Origin of the sequence: Serratia sp. 14-2641 (genome assembly GCF_001692375.1) — a bacterium.
GTDB classification, from domain to species: domain Bacteria; phylum Pseudomonadota; class Gammaproteobacteria; order Enterobacterales; family Enterobacteriaceae; genus Chania; species Chania fonticola_C.
In genome coordinates, this window is the sequence record NZ_LXKR01000044.1 from 127,496 (window position 1) to 143,557 (window position 16,062).

Annotated in this window: 11 protein-coding genes; 3 read left to right on the forward strand and 8 right to left on the reverse strand. The window is 56.2% G+C overall.

Annotation, left to right across the window (positions count from 1 at the left end):
* Positions 1–2 precede the first annotated feature (2 nt).
* A complete protein-coding gene (gene xdhB, locus A6U95_RS15930; protein WP_065685160.1) occupies positions 3–884 on the forward strand; it encodes a xanthine dehydrogenase FAD-binding subunit XdhB in 882 nt (293 codons plus the stop codon).
* The gene (gene xdhC, locus A6U95_RS15935) at positions 878–1,354 is read left to right on the forward strand and encodes a xanthine dehydrogenase iron sulfur-binding subunit XdhC (RefSeq protein ID WP_241810667.1); all 477 of its coding nucleotides are present in this window, start codon (positions 878–880) and stop codon (positions 1,352–1,354) included. The genes xdhB and xdhC overlap by 7 nt, the downstream gene beginning before the upstream one ends.
* Positions 1,355–1,370: 16 nt before the next feature.
* On the opposite strand, the gene A6U95_RS15940 is transcribed toward xdhC, so the two are convergent.
* From A6U95_RS15940 to ygfK, 8 genes are all read right to left on the reverse strand, one after another.
* Positions 1,371–1,640: an Rpn family recombination-promoting nuclease/putative transposase gene (locus A6U95_RS15940; RefSeq protein WP_065685162.1), complete on the reverse strand. Its 270-nt coding sequence runs from the start codon at positions 1,638–1,640 to the stop codon at positions 1,371–1,373.
* A 254-nt stretch (positions 1,641–1,894) separates the two neighbouring features.
* Entirely contained in the window at positions 1,895–3,259 is a 1,365-nt protein-coding gene (locus A6U95_RS15945) for an NCS2 family permease (RefSeq protein WP_024528462.1), read from the reverse strand.
* A 123-nt stretch (positions 3,260–3,382) separates the two neighbouring features.
* Positions 3,383–4,699 carry a guanine deaminase gene (gene guaD, locus A6U95_RS15950; protein WP_024528461.1) on the reverse strand — a complete coding sequence of 439 codons (1,317 nt, stop codon included), beginning with the start codon at positions 4,697–4,699 and terminating at the stop codon, positions 3,383–3,385.
* A gap of 62 nt (positions 4,700–4,761) precedes the next feature.
* Positions 4,762–6,177 carry a nucleobase:cation symporter-2 family protein gene (locus A6U95_RS15955; protein ID WP_024528460.1) on the reverse strand — a complete coding sequence of 472 codons (1,416 nt, stop codon included), beginning with the start codon at positions 6,175–6,177 and terminating at the stop codon, positions 4,762–4,764.
* A gap of 237 nt (positions 6,178–6,414) precedes the next feature.
* The gene (locus tag A6U95_RS15960; RefSeq protein ID WP_065685410.1) at positions 6,415–9,294 is read right to left on the reverse strand and encodes a molybdopterin-dependent oxidoreductase Mo/Fe-S-binding subunit; all 2,880 of its coding nucleotides are present in this window, start codon (positions 9,292–9,294) and stop codon (positions 6,415–6,417) included.
* Positions 9,294–10,067 (reverse strand): molybdopterin-dependent oxidoreductase FAD-binding subunit, encoded by a 774-nt coding sequence (ygfM, locus tag A6U95_RS15965; RefSeq protein ID WP_065685163.1) that lies wholly within the window; start codon positions 10,065–10,067, stop codon positions 9,294–9,296. The genes A6U95_RS15960 and ygfM overlap by 1 nt, the downstream gene beginning before the upstream one ends.
* A 54-nt stretch (positions 10,068–10,121) precedes the next feature.
* Entirely contained in the window at positions 10,122–11,450 is a 1,329-nt protein-coding gene (gene ssnA / locus A6U95_RS15970; RefSeq protein WP_065685164.1) for a putative aminohydrolase SsnA, read from the reverse strand.
* A 2-nt stretch (positions 11,451–11,452) separates the two neighbouring features.
* Entirely contained in the window at positions 11,453–14,560 is a 3,108-nt protein-coding gene (ygfK, locus tag A6U95_RS15975) for a putative selenate reductase subunit YgfK (RefSeq protein WP_065685165.1), read from the reverse strand.
* 719 nt (positions 14,561–15,279) lie between these two features.
* Between ygfK and yqeC the strand changes: the two genes are divergently transcribed.
* Positions 15,280–16,056: a selenium cofactor biosynthesis protein YqeC gene (yqeC, locus tag A6U95_RS15980; RefSeq protein ID WP_065685166.1), complete on the forward strand. Its 777-nt coding sequence runs from the start codon at positions 15,280–15,282 to the stop codon at positions 16,054–16,056.
* The last annotated feature ends 6 nt before the right edge of the window (positions 16,057–16,062 follow it).

A 16,062-nucleotide genomic window follows, 5' to 3' on the forward strand; every position in this document is an offset into this window, starting at 1 on the left:
CCATGTACGATATTGCAAACTATTATCGGGCGACCAGCATAGACGATGCCGTACGGCAATTAGCCGCCAATCCTCAGGCCAGGCTGATTGCTGGCGGCACCGACGTGTTAATCCAGCTCCATCATATGAACGGCAAATATCGCCATCTGGTGGATATTCACGGCCTGAACGAGCTGAACGGTATCGAGTTGCTGCCGGATGGCACACTGCGCATCGGCAGCGGCACCACCTTTAGCCAGATTATCGATTCACCGTTGGTGCAACGCCTTATCCCGATCCTGGCAGAGGCAGCCGCGACGATCGCCGGACCGCAGGTGCGGAATATGGCCACGCTGGGCGGGAATATCTGTAACGGTGCCACCAGTGCCGATTCCGCCTCACCCTGTGTGGTGATGGAAGCCGAACTGGAAATCGCTACCCCCGCAGGGCTACGCCGCACGCCGATCCAAGGTTTCCACACCGGCCCAGGCAAGGTTGCGCTGGGGCAAAATGAGGTCGCCGTGGCGTTGCTGTTCAGGCCACAGCACTATCAGCACTTTGGTGCCAGCTATTACAAATACGCCATGCGTGGTGCGATGGATATTGCCACCATCGGCTGCGCTGCGGCCTGCAAAATCGAAGACGGCCACTTTAGCGCGGTGAAAATCGCCTTTGGCGTAGCGGCCCCAACGCCGATCCGCGCCCCCCATGCCGAGGCCGCAGCACTGGGTCAGCCATTCAATGCGCAAACGCTCGCCGCCGTGCGTGAGGCGGTCATACGTGACGTGCTGCCACGTTCATCCTGGCGCGCCAGCAAAGAGTTCCGTATTCAAATCATCCGTACGCTGGCAGAGCGCGTGCTGGCCCAGGCGGCCCAATGCGCAGGAGGAGAGTTATCATGTTGATCAATTGCACCATCAATGGCCGCCCCTATCAATTCGAGGTCGATCCCCGCCTGTCGCTGATGGAGTTACTGCGCCAGCAAGGGCTTAACAGCGTCAAACAAGGGTGCAGCGTGGGCGAGTGTGGTGCCTGTACCGTATTGATCGACGATGTCGCTACCGATACCTGTATTTACCTGGCACTCTGGGCCGATGGCAAAACCATCCGCACCACCGAGGGCGAGGTGAAACAGGGAAAACTGTCTGCCGTACAGCAGGCTTATGTGAATGTGGGGGCGGTACAGTGTGGTTTTTGTACGCCGGGGTTGGTGATGACCAGCACCTCGATGGTGGAGCGTTTTCGCGGCCACCGCCTTACCGAGCTGGAGATCCGCCGCGGCCTGGCCGGGAATTTATGCCGCTGCACCGGCTATACCTCGATCGTCAAGGCGGTGGAAAAGGCGCAGCAGTTGGATGAAGAGATGCCGCGTTGAGAAACGCGGGTAAACGCTAGTGACGAATTTGCGCCAACTCTTCTTCTGAAAGACCGGTCAGTTGTATGACCATGGCGCTCTCGAAGCCGTTAACTAGCATGGAGCGGGCTATTTCCATAAACGCTTCGCGTTTACCTTGTTTTAGTCCTTCCTGAAGTCCTTCCTCTCGCCCTTTCTGCTCGAGATATTCGGCAATAGTCATCAATTCCTCCTCATGCTGCGGCGCGCGTCTGGCCAATTCACGGATCAGTCTCTCCGGTTTGGTCGTACTCCCCACCTGCAGCATATAGTTTATCTACGATATGATTCAGGATCATCAGAGGGAGCGATAAGCCATTCAAATAAAAACAACTCAATCCATTGATTTAACTAAAAAGATAAGGCCGAGATTATTACCTATCAGCTTTGTTCTGATCTGTAATCCTTCAGGTCGTTCATATGAGTTGATGTATTGAACTGTGAATGGGCGCAGCATGCAGCGCCCCTACATGAAGAATCGAGTGTTGATTGGTCAGTAAACGACTAACCCTGAGTTTTCCATCAAATCGCCCAGCCACCGGCATAGAATGCCACCAGCGCCACCGCGATAATCACCGTGCCAATATTCAGTTTGCGCCACTCGTTAGAGAACACGCGGCCAATCACCAGCGTGCTGAAGCCCAGCATAATGCCGGTGACAATGTTACAGGTCAGCACGATAAATACCGCGCATACCAGGCCGGACATAGCATCGACGAAGTCGTCAAAGTCCAACTTGGCCACGTTGCTCAGCATCAGCAGGCCCACATACATCAGCGCCGGTGCCGTCGCATAGCCAGGGACCAGATAAGACAGCGGTGACAAGAACAGGATCAGCAAGAACAGTACCCCCACGACCGCCGCCGTCATGCCCGTTTTACCACCAGCAGCCGTTCCCGCAGCGGACTCGATATACACCGCAGCCGGTGAGGCCCCAACCAGCGCAGAAAACATGCTGCTCATGGAGTCGGCAGTTAATGCCCGGCCACCGTTGATAATCTGCCCATCCTCGTCCAACAGGTTAGCCTGCCCGGCTACCGCCCGGATGGTGCCGGTAGCATCAAACACCGCCGTCATGACTAACGCCAATACGCTGGGCAGGATCGCCGGGTTCAATGCCCCTTTGATATCCAGGCTAAAAATCAGCGAGCTACCATCTGGCCCGGACAGGCTCGGCAGCGCAAACAGCCCCTGATATCTTACGTTCGGATCAAAGATCAGGCCGATAAGGGAAATACCAATGATCACCAATAAAATCCCACCCGGCACGCGCAGTTTCTCCAGCCCGAGGATCATCGCCAGGCCGAGCAATGACATCATCACCGGGAAAGACACAAACGACCCCAGCGCCACCGGCAAACCGTCCAGCGGGTTCTTGATCACCATGCCGACGCCGTTGGCAGCGATCAGCAGCAGGAACAGCCCGATACCAATCCCGGTACCGTGCGCTATGCCCATCGGCAGGTTACGCAGGATCCATGAACGTACCCCGGTCACCGAAATGGCGGTGAATATCAGCCCCATCAGGAAGATGGCCCCCAGGGCGACGGGTATGCTGATGTGCTGGCCAAGCACCAGGCTGAAAGCGGTAAACGCCGTCAATGAGATGGCGCAGCCAATAGCCATCGGTAAGTTAGCCCACAGGCCCATCACCAGCGACCCCACACCGGCAACCAGGCAGGTGGCGACAAACACCGCAGCCGGAGGGAAACCCGCCTTGCCCAACATGCCTGGCACCACGATCACCGAATAGACCATCGCCAAAAAGGTCGTCAACCCTGCCAACACTTCCTGCCGTACGCTGCTGCCCCGCTCGCTAATCTTAAAATAGCTGTCTAGCGAGCTGGCCGCTTTTTCTGACGTCGCCTGCGATAAATTATTAGACATATCAATGCCCTCTGAAGGTTTACACTCACCTACCCCGTTGGCTTGCCGTTACGGCATTATCGTCTGGCCGCAACGGCACTCGCTTGGGGTAACGCCAATCCTGGCAAATTGCAGTGCGGTTGGTTAAGTACGTTCATACACCAGCCGGCCATCGACATAGGTGCGATAGATCGACCGGTCATCCCCTAGCGTCATCATGACAAACAGCTTATCCATCAAGGTTTTTGAGTTGTCGTAGCGCAGCTGTTGCAACGGTGTGGCCGTCGGCTCCAGCACCACAAAGTCCGCCTCTTTCCCCAGGTTGAAGTTACCAATGGTGTCCGCCAGCCCCAGAGCATCGGCCCCACCCAGCGTCGCCAAGTAGAACGCCTCATACGCCGAGAGCCGGTAACCTTGCAGCTGCATGATTTTGTAAGCCTCATTCAGCGTTTGCAGCATGTTGAAGGTGGTGCCCGCGCCGATGTCGGTGCCCATTCCCACCCGCACCTTTTTCCGCCAGGCGTTGGGCAAATTAAACAGGCCGCTGCCGAGATACAGGTTGGAGGTCGGGCAAAAGGCGATAGATGATTGGGTCTGGTGCAGACAATCCCACTCGGCGTCTTCCAGATGCACGCAGTGGGCAAATACGCTTTTTCTGCCAGTCATGCCGTAGTGATGGTAAACATCGAGATAACTTGTGCGCTCTGGATACAGGGCTTTCACCCAAGCCACTTCATCCTTGTTTTCCGACAGGTGGGTATGCAGATAAACATCCGGGTACTCCTGGCGCAGGCGTTGCACCATCTCCAACTGCTCCGGTGAGGAAGTTGGCGCAAAACGCGGGGTGATGGCGTACAACAGGCGGCCATTGTTATGCCAGCGCTCAATCAGCGCCTTGGTTTGGCTATAGCTGCTTTCTGCGGTATCCAGCAGGTAATCGGGCGCGTTACGATCCATCATCACCTTGCCGGCGATCATCCGCATATTGATATGGCGCGCCGACTCAAACAGCGCCTCCACCGATTCGGGATGTACGGTGCCGAACACCAGCGCGGTGGTGGTGCCATTGCGCAGCAGCTGTTTGATGAAAAACGCCGACATCTCGCGGGCGTATTCCAGATCGTTATAGCGTTTCTCCGCCGGGAAGGTGTGCTTGTTCAGCCAGTCCAGCAGTTGTTCGCCATAGGCTCCCACCATTTCACATTGTGGATAATGAATATGGGTGTCGATAAACCCTGGCACGATCATTTTACCGCTGTAGTCGCGCACCCGGATGCTATCGGGGATCTGGTGGTGCCCCTCTTCCCAGTCGCCAAACCACTCCACCCGGCCATCACGAACGATCAGTAGCCCGTCTTTAATAAAGCGCAAATGGCCCTCGATTTCTTCCGGATGCTGTACGGTGCGGGTGATATCGAGAAAACTGCCCCGCACGGCCTTGATTGATTGCTCACGCTCCATACTCAAATTCCTTATCACCATAAAACGGCTATTGCTAGAAGGGCGTCGTGTGCAGCGCCCGGTCAATCGGTGTTTTTTTCCGCCGGAACCACCTCAAATTCAGCCTCACTGACCCCAGGTTTCTCACTCTTGTTCTGCGGTATCAGTAAATTGAGGAAAATGGCAGTGAGCCCACCGGCGCAGATCGGGTTTTCCACCAGCACATAAATCGACTCGGGCAAAATACGAAACACTTCCGGATCGTAAGAGACGCCAAGACCCAGCCCCAGCGAAGTAGCAACGATAATGGTTTCGCGGCGGTTTAAGCCGTCGGAGATAATGATGCGTATCCCGGCGATGGCGATCATCGAGAACATTAGCGTCATCGCGCCGCCCAGCACTGGCGCCGGGATAGTGGTAAAGAAGCGGCCAATGACGGGGAACAGCCCCAGCACTACCAGGATCACGGCGATATATTTACCGATATGACGCGAGGCGACACCGGTCATCTGGATCACGCCGTTATTCTGGGAAAATGTCGTCAGTGGCAACGAGCCCAGCATGGCGGCAATCACCGAGACCAGCCCATCGGCCAGCACACCACCGCTCAGACGTGCTGTATATTCATCCCCTTTGATGGGCTGCTCGGACACTATTGCGGTAGCGGTGATACTGCCGACCGCCTCCAACACGCTGAGCAGATAGATGATGCCAGCCACCAGAAAGGCATGCAGATCGAAAGAGAATCCGTATTTAAAGGGAACGGGAACGGTCATTACCGGCAGGTTTTGCATTACCGAGAAATCCACCATGCCCAGGCACAAAGCCACCACATAACCGACAATCAAGCCGATGGCGATGCCCCCCATGCGCAATAATGCGTTCTGGCAACAGTTAAACCCGATCACCACCAACAGCACCAATAGGCCGATACCAATATTTTCGTAGTTGCCAAAGGTGCCGCTGCTTTTCGCTGAATAACCGCCACCAAAATCGATAATGCCCACCTTGATCAGGCTCAGGCCAATCATCAGCACCACAATGCCGCTCACGGTGGGTGTGATCACCCGTTTCAGATAGGGCAGAATAAACGAGGAGCCCACCACCAGGAATGCCCCAACAAAAGAGATGCCCAGCAGAGTGGACATGATCGCTTCCACATGCATGCCATCGGCTTTCATGGTGCTGCCCAAGGCGATCATCACCGTCACAAAGGAAAAGTTGACCGATTGAATGGACAATAAGCCGGAGCCTACGCGGCCATAGCGATTCACCTGCAACCAGGTGCCAATCCCTGAAGCAATCATCGCCATCGAAACCAGATAGGCTGTGACGTCCGGCGGCAACCCCAGCGCGGTGCCGACAATTAACGCCGGGGCCACCATCGGCACAAAAATAGCCAGTAAATGGGTAATCGCCCCCACGATGCATTGGTCAAAGGGTGGTTTATCTTCCACCCGATAAATAAGGTCGTTATTTGAACTAGGCATATCAGACATCTCTTTACTCCATTCCAGTAAATTTGATCATCTGATTCAATAAGCTCCACGCCCTGCACTTTCGCCATGTTAAATCCACGGGCTAGCCTGAGCGATTAGCTCATATATGGCGGCAATAACAGATTAGCCTTTGGCTAATATATTGAATCGTTTATACCCGCCGCCGGTTTAACTCGGCAGGTATAGCGGGATAATGACCGTAATTGGTCACTATCCCGGTACGACTTATTACAGAGTCTACGCTGACAGCTTATTTAACCCCCTCAAGATCTTCTCTGGGGTGAAATGCCATTCGCGCAGCCAAACGCCACAGGCATCGTGGATCGCCATGGCGATGGCCGGAGCCGCGCCGTTGACGCCAATCTCGGAGATCGACTTGGCTCCATACGGCCCCACCCGATCGTCGCTGGGCACCAGGAACGCCTGGAAGTCCAGCGGGATATCGCCAATCTTCGGCGCGCCATAGCTTTGCAGATCTCGGGTGATCGGCGAGCCTTGGCTATCATAGATAATCTCTTCCGTCATGCTGTGGCCGATGGCGCGCATTGAAGCCCCGTAGATTTGCCCCAGCGCCAGTTCCGGGTTAACCGGGGTGCCACAATCGAGCAAGGCATAGAACTTATCCAACCGGATCTCCCCGCTGCGCACGTTGACCGCCACTTCGGCAAAGTTGGCACCAAACGGGAAGGCAAAGTCAGAAGAAATATAGCTGGCGGTGGCCACCAGGGTGCCAAAGCCGGTTCCCGTCTCTGCCTTATGGGCAATCTGCGCGAACGTCACTTCGCCCTGTTTACCGCGCACCACGCCTGGAACCACCAGCGTGACATCGCTTTCTGGCTCACCCAGCATCTGCGCGCCGTGGAACAGGATTTTCTTCCTGAGATTTTCCGCCGCATTCTTCGCCGCATTGCCGGAGAAGCAGGTGCCGGAAGAGGCGTAGGCCCCTTTATCAAACAGGGCATGATCGGTGTCGCCAGAGATCACATGCACCTCGGAGAATGGGCAGCACAGCACCTCCGCCGCCAGTTTGCCCACGACCGTATCCAGCCCGGTACCGATGTCCGCCCCGCCGGAATGCACGATAAAGGTCCCGTCCGACTCCAGCTTGATCATGCAGTTGGCCTGATCGATATCCGGAATACCGGATTTTTGCATGATAATGGCCACGCCACGGCCAATCTGCCAGTCTCCCTGACCCACTTTCGGTGAGCTCCACTGGATCAGCTCACGCCCTTTACGCAAAATCGGCTCCAGCGCACAGCTGGCGGCACTTGGCACCGAAGTCGGCATTTTGCCTTCGCCAATCGCCCCGAGGATTTTCAACTCTTGCCCTTCAACTACCCGATTGCGCTCAATGATATCCAGCGGATCCATCTGCAGTTTTTCCGCCATCTCCGCCAGGACCATAGTCAGTGCGAAGTTGCCTTTTGGCGCGCCATACCCCTGATAAGCCCCATTCGGACAGATGTTGCTGTAATAGGTAGTTACCTGGAAATTGACGTTATCGCAGGGATAGAGCGGCAACGACAGCGCCGGGCCATTGCTGGGCACCGTCAGCGCATGGTTGCCATAAGGGCCGGTATTGGCCAGGAAGTTCATGTCGATCGCCGTCAGGCGGCCGTCTTTTTTCGCCCCAATCTTCACCCGCACCTTGGCCACATGGCGCGAGGTATTGCTGATGAACTCTTCTTCGCGGGTATAGTGGAAATAAACCGCACGGCCGGTCACGCAGGTAGCCCAGGCACATACCTCTTCCAACAGGATGTCCTGCTTGGAACCAAAGCCGCCGCCGACCCGCTCTTTGATCACGTGCACCTTATGCTGCTTGAGCCCGACGATCCTGGCAACCTGGCGGCGCAGGTGCCAAGGCACCTGGGTTGACGCGTGGATCACCAGCCGATCGCCATCCATATAGGTGTAGCAGACGTGCATTTCCGCCGGGCACTGCTGCACCTGTTTGGATTCGTAGGTGCGCTCCAGCACCACGTCCGCCTCGGCAAAGCCTTGATCCACGTTGCCAATGCGCCCATGTACCGCGGCGGCAATATTACTGTGGGGTTTGGCACCAATCGGGAAGTTGATCGTCACATGTTCGGTGCCACGCTGTGCGCTGCCCTGGTTCTGCTCGGCCAAGTCATCCGGTGCACCGTGAACGTAGACAATCGGCTCGTCGTGTACCAGCGGTGCTCCTTCCGCCATCGCCTCATCAATTGACATCACCGGTTTAAGCACCTGGTATTCGACGTCGATCAACGCCAGCGCGGCCAAAGCAATTTCTTCGCTCTCGGCCACGACCGCCGCCACCCGGTCACCTACGTGCCGCAGTTTTTGGCCAAACATCCGGCGATCCAGCGGCGAAGGTTCTGGCGCGCTTTGCCCACCGGGGGTGTAATAAATATCTGGGCAATTGCGATAGGTGATCACATGCACCACCCCTGGCAACGCCTCGGCCTTGCTGACGTCCAGATGCGTAATCAAGGCATGAGGATGCGGGCTACGCAGCATCTTGATGATGCAGGCATTGCGGGCTACGCGGTCTTCCACATAGCAAGGCTTGGCCTGTACCATTTTCGCCGCATCCACCTTAGGGCACAGCTTACCGACCACGTTCAGATCGCTGCGAAACTCAGGAGCGGCGAGCGACTGGAATTCGGGATCGTTACGGCGAATCACCGCCAGAGCCACGACCTGATAGAACTGCTGATAACCGGCGTCACGACTGAACAAGCCCGACAGCGCATCGTCGATCTGCGCGCGTGTTGGCTCTTCGATGCGGGCCAACAGGTCCGTCAGGATCAGCGCTGCCGCCGCGTCGTTATAACCAGACTGGACTATCCCCACGTCAACCATCGCCTGCTGCACCAGGCTGAGCTGGTTCCAACTCCCCAGCGCTTCGGCCGTGGTCACCGCGCCATCATCCAACTGGGCGGCGATCAGCAACGAGGCATTGACCACCACGCCGTTAAACAGGATCGCGTCCGAACCGGCAAACCCGAAGCCGTCATCGCTATTGCGGACCGAATGCATGCCCAACTTGAACAGCAGTTGCTGGACGTTTTCGCCGGGTTGGCATTGCATCTCCTGCGGGATGTCGTTAAGCGTAAAGCGAATATTCATCATGCTTTCTCCCCTGATGCCTGGCAATCCGCCAACAGGTCTGCCACCACCACACCGGCGATATAGCGCTTATAGGCGCGGCTGCCACAGATGTCATCTGGCGGAGATATCATCTGCGCCACTGCCTGTTCCAGCGCCGGGCCACTCAGGCCACTGTTCTCTGCATCACGCAGGCGGCCAGGTGCCGCCACACCGCTCAGGGCGATACGAATTTTCGCCTGCGCATCGCGGGATACCGCCGCAGTCACCACCGGCAACCCCGCGGCTGAACGGGCAATTTTACGGGTAGCGCAGGTACGGTAAGGATCCGGCAGCACCACCGCCAGCAGTAATTCACTACCGCCGCACAGCGGATAGTCTTCCAGCGCCATCGTCTTGCCGCTGCCCACCACCACCTGGGCACTCAATGCCAGCAGCACCGGCAACAGCACCGAGTCTTTCGCCGCCGAAACGACTTCACCACCCAGCGTGGCCTGATTGCGAATATGGCGGGAATAGACAAACCCCAGCGCCTCACGCAAAGCCTGCGGGATAAGCTGGGTATCCATTAAACGTTGTAAGCTAATGGTGGCACCGATATGCAATGCCCCCTGCTGCCAGCTCACCTGATCCAGCCCCAGTTGCGACAGCGCGATGGCGATCTTTTGCCGTGTTTTAGTGGGTGTGGCGTTTAGTTTGCTGCCACCAGCGAAATAGACGGCATCCTGCTGGAACTGGCGTTTTAGCTCTAGCGCCTGCTGTACCGATCCTGGCCGATAGAATTGCTCAATCATATTGCACCCTCATCAATGTCAGCCGCCCCCGGTGTTCGCAGGGCGGCGACCGGTTTAATTCAAGGCATCCATACGCTGCCACAGCTTGGCCGCTACCTTGCGCGCCTCTGCGTAGATCGGTTCCACATCGAACGGGAACTGGCGATCCTGATAGACCATGCGGCCTTCCACCATTACGCTGTTGACGCTGCCAGCCCCCATGCCGAAGGCCAGATGTCCGCCGATATTTTGCGCCGCCAGCGGCGTGGGTGACGGGTAGTCGCAGATGGTCAGATCCGCTTTGTAACCGGCGGCCAGGCAACCGAAATGGGCACCAAAGTTGCGCGCCAGCAGTTGGTTACCGTTGGCCAGGAAGCGGGCGAAGCTATCTGGCCACAGCGGCCCACCCGCATCACGGTGTTTGAAGAAGGCAAACTTCATCTCTTCAAACATGTCTGAGCCGATACCATCGGTGCCGAGTGCCAGGTTGCGGTACTGCGCCAGTTGATGGTTATAGCCCACGTGGTTGTTCATATTGGAGCGGGCGTTGTGCACCAGGAAGGCATCCTGCTGGTTGATCAGCTCAATATCCGCCGCAGACAGATACAGACCGTGCGCGACCAACGTTTTTGACCCGATCAGGTCGTATTGCGCCAGGCGCTCGATCAGATCCTTGCCATATTTGTCGTGGCTGTGGGAGACGTCGTAGCTGTCCTCGGCGGCGTGGATATGCAGACCACGGCCGGTACTTTTAACCGCCGCTTGCAGCATCTCCAACCCGGCATCAGAAACCGTGAACGGTGCGTGAGCGCCAATATGCGCCTCCACCAGGTAAGGCTCCTTACCGGCTTTTTTGGCGACGTCGATCAACTGGGCAAAGGCAATATTCTCCTCCACGCCAGCCCGAAGCTCTCGCTCCCCGCCGTTACGATCGGTGGTTTCAAAACAGGTCATGCCGCGCAGACCGGTCTCGATAAAGCCTGCGCGCAGGGTTTTCAGCGAACCGGCGATAAAGTTGGGCGAGGCGTGGTGATCGATCACCGCCGTACAGCCGCTCTTGATGGCTTCCAGCGAGCAGATCAGGCCGCTGTAATACAGTGATTCCTCATCCAGCGCCCGATCCAACCGCCACCACAGGTTCTTCAGCGTGGAGATAAAGTCCGGGCTTGGCGCAATGTTGGCCATAATCCCGCGCGATAACCCGGAGTAGAAATGATTGTGGGCACACACAATCCCTGGCATCACCCATTTGCCGTGCATATTGCGCACTTCGGCCTGGGGATATTTGGCCGCCAACCCTTGGCCCACCTCTTTGATCAACGCCCCTTCAATGGCGATATCGATACCTTGCTGTACGCTGGCGGGGTCGAGCTGTACGCCGGTTGCATTGGTTAATATCAGCATGATTACACCTCCACCTGGCCAAGGAGATAATGATGATGAGTGTGCACATGGCTGATAATGCGGCACATCTCCTCCAGCTCCGACGGCACTTGCTCAAGCTGGCCGTCACTATCGATCTGCAGTTGGTAAAGCTTGCCGTTCTGCCGTACGCTGACCTGCGCTCCATCCACCAGGAACCCTGGATTGGTGCTGTTGGCAAAGTCCTGCGGCAGGCTGTAGATCGTCACCTTGTCTTTGTATGGCTTACCCTGCCACGGACAGAACTGGGCACAGTTGCCGCATTCGTTGCAGTAAGCGTCCAGGTGCAGGGTCTGGAAACGATCCTGGAAGCCCGGTATGGCAATGGATACGTTGGCGCGGTTCGGGCAAACGTCGACGCATTTGCTGCACACGTAGTTACATTCCAGGCAGCGCTGGGCCTCTTGAGCCACGAAGGCTTCGCGCTCGGTTTTATCCACCAGCGCTACTGAAATAGTGCCTTTACGGCGATAGATTTCCGCCGGATCGACGTTCGACCAGTATTTATCGGCGTGATGGGTTTTGACGTTTTCCCGCGCCAGCACCGTTTCAGCGGCGTTGCGGGCGCTACCGATGGCAGCGACAATGGATGACGGGCCACGCTGCACGTCGCCGATCAGGAAGACATTAGGCCGGGTGGTTTCGCCAGTGGCGGTGTTGACCTGCGGATAGCCTGCGTCATCCAGCGGTACGCCCAGCTTATGCAGCACCTCCTCATCAGCCTGCTCGCCAATGGCGGTGATCAAGGTATCCATCTGCAGCGTAAGGGTCTGTTCGGTGGCGACCGGGCGGCGGCGGCCCTTCTCGTCCGGCTCTCCCAGCGCCATCACTCTGGCCGTCAAGGTGCCGTTGGCATCAAAGTGTTCCGGATTGGTGAGGAACATAAACTGCACGTTGTCCTCTACCGCCTCCTGATACTCTTCGCGGTAGGCTGGCATTTCATTGAGCGTGCGGCGGTACAGCACGGTGACGTCCTGCACGCCAGGCACTTTCAATGCGGCCCTGGCACAGTCCATTGCCGTGTTACCAGCACCGACCACGGCCACGTGTTTGCCCAGGTTCATGGGCTTACCGAGGTTGAAATCGCGCAGGAACGGCAAGGATTTGTGGACGTTGCGGTTATTGCCCGCCAGCTTCACGCCGCTGTTTTTATCGGTGCCGATGCCGATAAACACGTAGTCAAAGCCCTGCTGTTGCAGCTTGTCGACGGTCAGATCGGGATCGCAGCCATAAACCATCTTCACGCCGTGTGCGGCCACGAAGTCGATATCGTGCTCGATAAGCTCCGCCGGGATGCGGAACTGTGGAATGATGTTTTTCACCACCCCGCCCGCATTGGCCTCGCGCTCAAACAGCGTAACCTGATACCCGGCCCGCGCCAGGAAGTACCCAGCAGACAAGCCCGCCGGGCCAGCCCCCAAAATGGCAACCGGGCGTTTGCTGCCAGAGCCTGCCGGTTTATGCCAGCGGCGCTGATACTCATCCCAGCCCTTCTCCAACGCCACTTTTTTCAGTTCGCGGATGTTCAGCGCGCTGTCGTAATCAAGACGGGTGCAGTTGTACTGGCACTGGTGATCGCAGATATGCCCGGTAATGGCTGGCAAAGCGTTACGCTGATAAATCAGCTCCAGCGCATCGGCATAGCGCTGTTCGCCCAGCAGCCGGATATATTCCGGGATATCCTGTTTGATGGCGCAGGCGGTGACGCAAGGAGCCACATAGCAGTCAACCATCGGCAGCGGGCCACCGGCGTCGATGCGATCCGTTGATTTCCAGTGTTTCTGGGTGTACTCCATGCTGACGGCCTTGTCTGCCAGCGCTTGCAGCTTATCGACATCAATGCGCGTCATCTGCCAGCTATCGGAAGCGTCCAGCTCTTGCATGCACTCCGTCAGGCGTAAATAGCCGCCGGGCTTGAGCAAATCGGTGGCCATGGTGATTGGCCGGATGCCGGTGTCAAAAATCTCGCGAACGTTAAACTTGCTTGCCCCGCCGGAATAGGAAATTGGCAGTTCCCCGTTGAATTCACGGGAGAGAACCGCCGCCACGTTGATGGAAAGCGGGAACAGCGCGCGCCCGGACATATACATCTCTTCGCCCGGCAAGGCGCCCTTATGGTTGATCGCCCCCAGGGTATTGGTCAGTTTGACCCCGAAGCCTAAATTCTGCTGTTTCCCCAAGGCGGTCAGGCGATGCAACATCGCAATCGCCTGCTCCAGTTTGAGATCGTGCTCGAAAGACTCTTCTTTCAGCCCGACATAATCAAAGCCGCAGCTATCCAGAATGGAACGCACGCGCGGATAACCCAGCAGCGTCGGGTTTAATTTTACAAAGGTATTGAGCCGTTTTTCTGCCAGCATATAGCGACAGATGGCTTCAATTTCATCTGGCGGGCAGCCGTGCATGGTCGAAAGGGTAATACCGCTGACCAATTGCGCGGGAATATGCTCTGGCAGCTGTGCCAATGCCCCGCGCTGGTCGGATAAAGCGAACTGGCTAATAAAGCCCTCGTCCTTAACCCATTCGGCAAGAATATGTTGATACTCGGCATATTTCGGGTGCTGTGCAGAGTCCATCATATTATGGATAAAGTCCTGCATCGGCGGCTGTTTAATCCCGTCGAGGTTATAGCCCACGCTCATGTTGAAGATGAAGGATTTACTTTCCCCCTTGGCCCGTGGATCAAACATCTGTTCCAACAGGTGCAGGGCAAACCAGGATTTTAAATATTCATCATAGGCTTTGAGCAGCGTGAACTCGGTCGACCATTCGGTGTTGAAGCATTCGTCTTCGGCATCGATACAGGGTTTTTCCAGCTCCAGCCGATCGAGGATCTGCACGGTTTTCAATTCGATAAAGCGCCCGCCGGTCAACCAGGAGACGATGATATTCTGCGCCAACTGAGTATGTGGGCCTGCGGCTGGGCCAAGCGGAGTTTCACAACTTTCGTTAAAGACGTTAATCCGCCGATCGTCATGTTTACGATAAAACTGCTTTTCTGGAATACCAAAAATAGACCGGCTCTCATGATATTCATCGAAAATCCGGGTTAACAGCGCCTTGAACGGAACGGGACGCATTAAATCTCCCATAGCTTTATCTCCTTGCGACGAAATGCCTGAATGATGAGTGAGTAAAAACCTGGGGGCGGTTTTTCACATCGGTTACGCATAACGCAGCAACAATCAGGCCAAATCTCCCCACGAGGTTGGGCAGCGGTTAAATTCGTGAGGCAGTTCTAATTGTTAATTTTATTTGTGAACGGGCTCACAATCGCAAGTGAGAATAAAAATCAGTGCTGGTAGTCGCTTAATCATCACGGCTACGCTAATAGAATCAATTATCAAAAAAACATCGCCAGCTATCACTTTGATACGGCCAGAAAACACTTCGGTTAAAAACGAGACCGCAATCGATAAAGTATGAATATTCGCTAAATATCGATTACATCAAGGTTGTTTGCTATTAAATCGGCACTCTATCCTAGGAAAACCGCCTATTGGTTATCGGTTAAATCACCGTAATTTCTCCCTCACCCCAACCCTCTCCCCAAGGAGAGGGAGCTGATGCAGTGTTGTGGTTAGTTTGGAGTAAATAGCGGCATTGATCGCCAAAAACACTGCAATACCAACGTGGCACGGGCAGTCCCCTCGCCCTTTGGAATGGATTTGATGCGGTGTTATATGCAGGTTCAGAGCTTCGGCACGCCAAGGAAGACACCGCAATACCAACGTGGCACGGGCAGTCCCCTCTCCCTGTGGGAGAGGGTTAGGGTGAGGGGCCGCTTTCTGACTCATAAGACAGGCTATTTATGACACCCAGCTTCAGAGAATTATTCAGTGAGGAATTTAACCGCCTCGATCGGGGCCAGCCGCTGCTCATCGCCCTGATTGGGGCCGGGGGGAAAACCAGCACCCTGCACTGGCTGGCGCAGGCCTTTTATCACCAGGGCAAGCGTGTGCTGTTCACTACCACCACCAAGATGTACCTGCCCACCGCTGCCAACTACCACCACCTGTTGATAGGCCAGCCGCCCACCGCCAGCAGCACCCCGGCCATTACCGCCAGCTTCAGTCATTATCAACCGCAGGACAACAAGGTTATCGGGTTAACCGCCGAGCAAATCGATGAGATCAAACAGCGTGGAGCCTTCGACGTGATCCTGGTCGAAGCGGACGGCTCCCGAGGGTTACCCCTGAAAGCCCCGGCAAGGCATGAACCTTGCATCCCCTCCCACAGTGATTGTGTTATCGCGCTAACCGGAGGCCAGGTGATCGATCGTCCCGCAGACCCACAGCAAATTCACCGTTGGGCGATTTTCTCAGCGCTGACGGGGATCGGTGCCGGTGAAACACTGGATCACCAGGTATTCGACGCCCTGATCGCACACCCTGAAGGGATGTTCAAAGGTACGCCCTCTCAGGCGCGACGGGTCTGGCTGATCAATCAGGTTTCTCATTGTGATAATCAACCGGCTGCCCGCTGGCAACCGCTGCTGCGGCCAGAACTGGCGCTCAGCGCCATCTGGTTTGGCGCAGTGCAGGAGACCCCGGCGATCCATCACGTGATACGGCGCTTAACACGATAATATTTC

Bases quoted from the DNA above. Each gene is read 5' to 3' on its own strand.
- ygfK (WP_065685165.1), bottom strand. From the start codon at position 14,560: ATGGGAGATTTAATGCGTCCCGTTCCGTTCAAGGCGCTGTTAACCCGG.
- guaD (WP_024528461.1), bottom strand. From the start codon at position 4,699: ATGGAGCGTGAGCAATCAATCAAGGCCGTGCGGGGCAGTTTTCTCGAT.
- xdhC (WP_241810667.1), top strand. From the start codon at position 878: ATGTTGATCAATTGCACCATCAATGGCCGCCCCTATCAATTCGAGGTC.
- A6U95_RS15960 (WP_065685410.1), bottom strand. From the start codon at position 9,294: ATGAATATTCGCTTTACGCTTAACGACATCCCGCAGGAGATGCAATGC.
- A6U95_RS15955 (WP_024528460.1), bottom strand. From the start codon at position 6,177: ATGTCTGATATGCCTAGTTCAAATAACGACCTTATTTATCGGGTGGAA.
- ygfM (WP_065685163.1), bottom strand. From the start codon at position 10,067: ATGATTGAGCAATTCTATCGGCCAGGATCGGTACAGCAGGCGCTAGAG.
- A6U95_RS15940 (WP_065685162.1), bottom strand. From the start codon at position 1,640: ATGCTGCAGGTGGGGAGTACGACCAAACCGGAGAGACTGATCCGTGAA.
- xdhB (WP_065685160.1), top strand. From the start codon at position 3: ATGTACGATATTGCAAACTATTATCGGGCGACCAGCATAGACGATGCC.
- yqeC (WP_065685166.1), top strand. From the start codon at position 15,280: ATGACACCCAGCTTCAGAGAATTATTCAGTGAGGAATTTAACCGCCTC.
- ssnA (WP_065685164.1), bottom strand. From the start codon at position 11,450: ATGCTGATATTAACCAATGCAACCGGCGTACAGCTCGACCCCGCCAGC.
- A6U95_RS15945 (WP_024528462.1), bottom strand. From the start codon at position 3,259: ATGTCTAATAATTTATCGCAGGCGACGTCAGAAAAAGCGGCCAGCTCG.